This window comes from Christensenella intestinihominis (assembly GCF_001678845.1).
Taxonomy (GTDB): Bacteria; Bacillota; Clostridia; order Christensenellales; family Christensenellaceae; genus Christensenella; species Christensenella intestinihominis.
The window spans coordinates 1-6,164 of sequence record NZ_MAIQ01000014.1 but is presented as its reverse complement, the minus strand read 5'-3'; the positions used below and the strand labels follow the sequence as shown (position 1 = coordinate 6,164).

The window sequence follows — 6,164 nt, the reverse complement described above, 5'->3', positions numbered from 1 at the left end:
GTGGTGGAGCATAGGAGGGTTGAAAAGGGCGTTTTTTGTTGATTTTAGGCAGATAGAGCAATTTGAATAATCGCATAACAAAGCGATTTTTGACGATTCTCGTTTTTGCATGGAGGAGTCCAAAATATCAAAGTTGGAAAAAATCGTGTACCAATCGTGTACAGGGCTACTTAATTTTGTTAAGAATTTCTACCGCCTTCTCTTCTTCTTTTGGATATAAGTGGGAATATGTGTTCCATGTCATTTCTATTTTGGAGTGGCCCAGCCTTCGGGCGATCTCCTGAATGTTGATGCCACTGTTCGCAAGTAACGAAACATGGGAGTGCCGGAAGTCGTGAATTCGTATTTTTTTCACTCCGGCCATCTGCGCGAACCTCTTGTTGTGGTTTTCTATGGACGTGTCGCGTAGGCATTTCGTGCCGCCGCACACCTTGAACGATGAATTAAAGCCATCATACTTCCTCCAACGCTTCTTGTGTTCGTTCAGAATAAGCATAAGGGGTTTCGGAATTTGCAGGGTGCGAACGGATGCAGTATTTTTAGGAGGCGTTTCCCGGTCTTCGCCCTTAAGCTTCTGTGTGACACTCCGCCTGACCGACAAATAACCTTTGCTGATATCCTTCCATTGCAATCCATGTATTTCGCCCTTCCTGAGCCCCGTATAAAAGGCTATGGCAAAAAATACATAGTAGTCCCATTCGTAGAGAAAACCGCGTTTCTCGGCCTCCTGTGCGTTCTGGCAGGCAATAGAAATAAACTTCTTAAATTCTTCCGCAGTATAGAAGTCCATTTCTTTTTTAATTTCACCGGAGCTTTTAAAATTACCGATTCTTACCAATGGATTCTTTGGAATGTGCTCCATTTTGACCGCGTAGTTAAGGAGTGTGCGAAACACGGAAAATGCCGCCTGCTTGGTATGCAGGGAAATATCCTTATTTTCCATGTTTAATTTCCACTGTGCTAAAAGCCTCGTATCTAATTTTTCCAGCTTAATATGTTCAAGTTCTGGCATAATGTGGTATTCCATGATGCGCTTGAATTTATCCAGCGTCGATTCTCTGATCTCGTTTTTTCGCACTTCGCAATACTCGTCAAAGAGCTCACGCAGCGTGATGCGCTTTGCAGGTGCTTCATGGCGTATCTCCTGCAAAAGCTTCAATTCAAGAATTTTCGCTTCATCAGAGCCGTAAGTAACCCGATCTACCTGTCGGGCCTTTCCGAGAGCGTCTATGAAGTTGATCCGCACACGGTATTTTTGCTTCCCGTCGCGCCGTCCGTTCATTTTATAGATTGGCATTACTTTCTCCTGCGGCGCTTCCATTCGTCCCTCTTGTGTTGGCAGCGCAGAGGTTTTTAAATTTGACAATTACATATTTTTAGGTATAATATAATTAAGTTAACTCGTGAAGGAATAAAGCTGGGTTCCCGAATGGGAGTAGGCGTAAGCCGAGAATCCTTTGCTCCTGGGGTTAGCTTTTTTTTATATTTTCTATTATATCCTCTGGGTCTTTTTGCAATTCAGCAATAATAAAATCAATAGCCGCCATTGAGTAACTATACGTCGGTGGATTGTTAATTTTATGGGTATAGCAAAATTTTGGATTGGCCTTTATCCCGTAATATTTTACAAACAAATTAAAATGATACCTGTTAAAAACATGAGGAAAATTTATTCCTAGTGTTTTCACTCTCCTATTGATTAACTCTATACATTTTCTCGCTGTGTACTTATGTGTATCGTTCGGGTCTTTCAATTCCTTAACAATTTTAACTTTTGCAGTAGAGTTGTTATCGATCCCAACGATAGAGGTAGCCTTTGCTTTGTCTTTGGTGATGTAATGCTCATGAATGATTCGGATCGCAAAAGCGCTGTTATTATTTTCGATCAATGGCTTTAGATTATTATTAGTATCAATAAGCTTTGTGGCAATTTCCTCTGGATATTTTGCTTTTATTTCGGACTCCTTAAACGCTTTCATGCCAACCGTAAGAGTGAGAAAATTTTGAGGAATGATCTCGGTCATATCGATCCCATGAAACTCTTGCATTTTTTCAGTGAAATTAAATACGCACGACTGAAAAAGTGGAATATATACCATTTCATATTCTTCCGTGATAAAGTGCGTACTCGTGTTTCTTAGTTCGATTATTTTTTCCAGATTTAATCGCAGAGGAGCCTTTTTATTGGTGAATATTGACGCAATACAGTTTTCTAGCGTAATAGTGCGTTCTGGATTGTCTTTATAGTAAACGCTTTTTTCTCCGAACTTTTTTATCATGTGAGACTTTAACATCAATTCCCAAGCATTACAAATAAACAAACTAAATCCTTCAACGCGATATCGGATAGTCGGCTTGTTGTATAATTCTATTGCTACTAAAAAGGCCTCTGTTGATTTTGCTAACAATCTTTCTTCCAACTTTTTCACTTGTTTTTCGCTCCATTCATTACTTCACAACCCTTATCAATCGCCTAACTTCACCAACTCATGTTGGCAGCATGGAGGGACGTTTAATCGTTGCTTTTATCCGCATTTAGATTCAAAGTACGAATGGGCTTGCTCTTCAAAGTCGTCAAGAGATGAGAATTGTTTATCTGCAATATTGGTAAGTCGTCTACGATCTATTTTTTGCAATGAAGGCGAGTCTATATCTTCATATATTATAAGGCTTTCAAATGGTATTTTCTCATTTCGGAACATCATGCAGCACGAAATTGCGTCGCGGGCTTTAAGAGAATCTTTAACCCCAAACAAAAATATAGGCTTTTTTTCGGGTATATCAAATTTGCAGTCCGTTGAATAATCTTGGATCGGTGAAAAATGCGGCGTTGGGTTATATTTCCCCAGAGAGCTATCTATGTAGTCAAACAGATAATCATAAAAAAGTGATTTTATGGTCTCGTTTTTGAGGATAGACATATTGCTTACCTTTGATATAATCTGATAATATTGCATTAGTGATTGATACAAATTATCGCTGGTAGTATCTATATATATATTCCCATCGTCGATTTGTCCAAGATTTCTAGTCACGATGGATTCAAATACATCGTTTTTTTTGGCTGTGTCAACATCGAACTGATAGGATAGGTGCATAAGCGTGAGGCCGTAATCACAGATGCGGAACGGCTTTTCTGCGTTGTCTGTTTTTTCAATAAAAACATCATACATATCGCCGTCTTCATGAAATATGGGAAGAAAAACTTGATCCACCCCTGTTTTTTTGGGCTGGAACTCAATCGAATTATTGAGCTGTGCTTTCAAAATTGCTTTGTAATCCATCTTGCACCTCTAAGTTTCTAACTCCCCAAACCAACTTATTTGAGTAGACAAATCAAACATATCTCCGTAATTAATAATATTGCATTCGCGGAAAAAATACAATAGCGCAGAATCAAAATCAACGTAGTGCGGCACAACGTCTTTGTCGGGATTCGGGTTGAGAAAGTTTCCCGCGTTAGCCTCTTCCGCAGTCATAATATGAATATGCGGTTTTTGGTGGTGTTCTATATGGCTATTGTTGCCGCGCGTACCTCCGTGCATGCTGTTTGCTCTAAAAAGTATGATTCTTGGAACGTTTTGTATGCAATTAATGCCCATTAGTAAAGCAGTATAGTGATCTCCAAACTCAATGTGCTGATGAAATTGAATTTCAAAATTCAGGGTTCCGTCCTGCGATTGTGCATATAATTTTTTGCGTTTTTGGAAACTCTGAATTTTATATGTACGCGGGAATGGCCTCACTATTACTTTTGGGCATTTTATTAGATGTTTAATTAGCATTGGCGTTATTGCCATTGTACCCATTGCGCCTTCCTCCTTAAAATTTGGCTCTTAACTCTATAACTTTACCTAAGACCTCAACAGGCAAATCTTCGATTTCCTGCATAGTATAGAACATCGGCATATATGCGGCGTTGCTGGAAACCAGCGAGATTCCATTTGCGTGTTTAATAATCTTTTTTACAGTCGCACAATCGCCGTTTACAAGCACCACCGCAATTTCTCCGCTTTCAATATCAGGCTGCCTACGGACAATAACAACATCGCCTTCTGAAAATTTTGGTTCCATGCTATCGCCTTTAATTTGCAATGCAAAGAACTCTCCTGTTTCCGCAAGCTCCGGTTCTATTTCTTCATAATCGAGGATATCCTCAATGGCTTCTATGGGTATGCCTGCCTGTACGCGGCCAAGAACGGGTATTTTAACGCCTTTTGATATTTGCGGGTCGTTGCCAAGCAAATAATCGGTAGACACCCCCAATGTACGAGAAAGAATCCCGAGCATTTCGTTGCTTGGTTGGCTCTTGTTTGTTTCCCACATGGCCAGTGTGCTCCGGGACGTACCAATTAGTTCTGCTAATTTATCTTGTGTATACCCCTTTTGCTTGCGAGCCACCCGTAATCTATCCATAATATAGCCTCCTTTTTAAAAAGTATATGTCAATTCATTTGACGTTTCAATAAAAAATAAAAAATATTTGTCAAATATATTGACATACAGGGGAGGCCATGATATTATAATGTCAAGAAAAACGACAATGAGGTGAAGGGATGTCAATAATAAAGACATTAAGAGAAAAACAGGGCTTAACGCAGGAGCGGTTAGGCGAAATAATTAATGAGAAAAGAACAACGATCTCCATGTGGGAGACTGCGGGGACTTTGCCCCATGCGTCTAAGCTGCCACTCCTTGCCAAAACCCTGCATTGCACAGTAGACGAATTGCTCGCAGATCAAGAAATGAAATATAAGCGAGAAAGCTAAATTGCGTAAGAAAGGAGAAAGGAAATATGGAAACAAAGGACTTAAAAGAAACGCTCGAAGGGCAGTTTGAGCTACTCCGCGAGCGTTCAGAGATTTCCAATGATTTGTCGGAAATCGCGCTTGCAACAGAAAAAATGATAGAAATTGCACGATTCATTTCCGAATTATGGGAATAGTTATTTGTCCTCAAGCTCGGACAGGGTCTTGTGAACTGCATCGATTATCGCACAGAGGTCTTTGCCCTGAATCGGGGCGCGTGTACCGGATGACATCCATGCGTCGACGTAGGCGCAAACGATGTCGACGGTTAATTCTTTATCGGTAGTCTTATCCACTGCAACCACCTCCCTTCTACCCAAATATTATCACAGGATAGTGGGAAGGACAAGAAAGGAGCAAGACAATGAAAAAGCGACGACCGTTTAACACAGAAACAGCACTACGAATCTATTATACCTATCCGAATGAAATAGGCAACGCGCAGCTTAAAGAACTGTTTGATGTAGCGGCCAATTCAACGGTAGCGATCATTAAAAAAGAAATACGAAAGCTGATGGACGAAAAGGAAATAAAAGTCTGGAATGCACAAAATGTAGACACGAAAATAGCTTACGAGTATGCCGGGATAGATATTGATGCAGTCGAGAAAAGCTATACAAAAATCAAAAAACTAGGATTGGAGGTACCGGGAGCATGAAAATCGAACCAGTAACCCCGTTCCAAAGAGCATATGACAAAAGCAGAAAATTGAAAACCGACCTTTTGGCCTATGCGAACCGGGCACACAAGCCAAAACCCATACCAAAATTGGGAATTGTCAAAGGGAGGGTTGGAAGGTGAGTTATTCCAAAGTATGTGACGGTTGCGAAAATCATCGCAACCTCGACCCCGGCGAAAAGCCGTGCAAAGAAAAATCCGCTGTCAGACGGGAATCTACACAAGCGGATAATCCGAGAAATAAATCTCTTGCCTACAGTATGAGGGCAGACGGAGGAAAAGTCAATGAGTAGAACAATCGCTGGATATAAAGGAACGGACGCAGGCGGAAAGTGCAGAGGTTTTCAATACGAGAGCGGCAAGGAGTACGAAACAGGGGAAGCGGTCTGCTGTGAATCAGGATTTCACTTCTGCGAAGAACCGTTTGACGTTTTCGGATATTACCCGCCATCGGATAGCCGATATTACGAAGTGGAGGGGGGCGGCGATACAGATAAGGACGGCAATGACAGCAAGGTCGCCTGTTCCAAAATCAAAATAGGCGCAGAGATCGGATTGTCCGGAATTATCAAAGCGGGTGTGAGTTTCATTCTTGAATGCGCGAAAAAAGATACAAAAGTCGAATCCAACACAGGCTACCGGAGCGCCGCCACCAACACAGGCGACCAGAGCGCCGCC

10 protein-coding genes are annotated in these 6,164 nt (G+C 41.2%); 4 read left to right on the top strand and 6 right to left on the bottom strand.

Annotated elements, in window-relative coordinates; translation table 11 throughout:
* Positions 1-166: 166 nt before the first annotated feature.
* From BBD38_RS13300 to BBD38_RS13280, 5 genes are all read right to left on the bottom strand, one after another.
* Positions 167-1,246, bottom strand: a complete 1,080-nt coding sequence (locus BBD38_RS13300) for a tyrosine-type recombinase/integrase (protein ID WP_172807846.1) — start codon at positions 1,244-1,246, stop codon at positions 167-169.
* Positions 1,247-1,469: 223 nt separating this feature from the next.
* Entirely contained in the window at positions 1,470-2,429 is a 960-nt protein-coding gene (locus tag BBD38_RS13295; RefSeq protein WP_066689044.1) for a DUF3644 domain-containing protein, read from the bottom strand.
* Positions 2,430-2,525: 96 nt separating this feature from the next.
* Complete coding sequence (locus tag BBD38_RS13290) at positions 2,526-3,284, bottom strand: DUF1828 domain-containing protein (protein ID WP_066689043.1); 759 nt, start codon at positions 3,282-3,284, stop codon at positions 2,526-2,528.
* A 9-nt stretch (positions 3,285-3,293) separates the two neighbouring features.
* A complete protein-coding gene (locus BBD38_RS13285; protein WP_066689041.1) occupies positions 3,294-3,809 on the bottom strand; it encodes a hypothetical protein in 516 nt (171 codons plus the stop codon).
* Positions 3,810-3,822: 13 nt separating this feature from the next.
* Entirely contained in the window at positions 3,823-4,416 is a 594-nt protein-coding gene (locus tag BBD38_RS13280) for a LexA family protein (protein ID WP_066689040.1), read from the bottom strand.
* A 140-nt stretch (positions 4,417-4,556) separates the two neighbouring features.
* On the opposite strand from BBD38_RS13280, the gene BBD38_RS15230 reads away from it, so the two are divergent.
* Positions 4,557-4,769 carry a helix-turn-helix domain-containing protein gene (locus BBD38_RS15230; RefSeq protein ID WP_066689038.1) on the top strand — a complete coding sequence of 71 codons (213 nt, stop codon included), beginning with the start codon at positions 4,557-4,559 and terminating at the stop codon, positions 4,767-4,769.
* Between the two features lie 26 nt (positions 4,770-4,795).
* Positions 4,796-4,945, top strand: a complete 150-nt coding sequence (locus BBD38_RS14600; RefSeq protein WP_156738187.1) for a hypothetical protein — start codon at positions 4,796-4,798, stop codon at positions 4,943-4,945.
* On the opposite strand, the gene BBD38_RS14595 is transcribed toward BBD38_RS14600, so the two are convergent.
* On the bottom strand, positions 4,946-5,104 hold the full coding sequence (locus tag BBD38_RS14595) for a hypothetical protein (protein WP_156738186.1): 159 nt from the start codon (positions 5,102-5,104) through the stop codon (positions 4,946-4,948).
* Between the two features lie 68 nt (positions 5,105-5,172).
* Between BBD38_RS14595 and BBD38_RS13270 the strand changes: the two genes are divergently transcribed.
* Together BBD38_RS13270 and BBD38_RS13265 are read left to right on the top strand one after the other, a co-directional pair.
* On the top strand, positions 5,173-5,466 hold the full coding sequence (locus BBD38_RS13270) for a hypothetical protein (protein WP_066689036.1): 294 nt from the start codon (positions 5,173-5,175) through the stop codon (positions 5,464-5,466).
* A 305-nt stretch (positions 5,467-5,771) separates the two neighbouring features.
* On the top strand, positions 5,772-6,164 hold a 393-nt coding region (locus tag BBD38_RS13265), incomplete at its 3' end, for a DUF7666 domain-containing protein (RefSeq protein ID WP_330672311.1).

What these genes read in the sequence shown, in the direction of transcription:
- BBD38_RS14600 (WP_156738187.1), top strand. Translation starts at nt 4,796, where the DNA reads ATGGAAACAAAGGACTTAAAAGAAACGCTCGAAGGGCAGTTTGAGCTA.
- BBD38_RS13285 (WP_066689041.1), bottom strand. Translation starts at nt 3,809, where the DNA reads ATGGGTACAATGGCAATAACGCCAATGCTAATTAAACATCTAATAAAA.
- BBD38_RS13290 (WP_066689043.1), bottom strand. Translation starts at nt 3,284, where the DNA reads ATGGATTACAAAGCAATTTTGAAAGCACAGCTCAATAATTCGATTGAG.
- BBD38_RS15230 (WP_066689038.1), top strand. Translation starts at nt 4,557, where the DNA reads ATGTCAATAATAAAGACATTAAGAGAAAAACAGGGCTTAACGCAGGAG.
- BBD38_RS13280 (WP_066689040.1), bottom strand. Translation starts at nt 4,416, where the DNA reads ATGGATAGATTACGGGTGGCTCGCAAGCAAAAGGGGTATACACAAGAT.
- BBD38_RS13270 (WP_066689036.1), top strand. Translation starts at nt 5,173, where the DNA reads ATGAAAAAGCGACGACCGTTTAACACAGAAACAGCACTACGAATCTAT.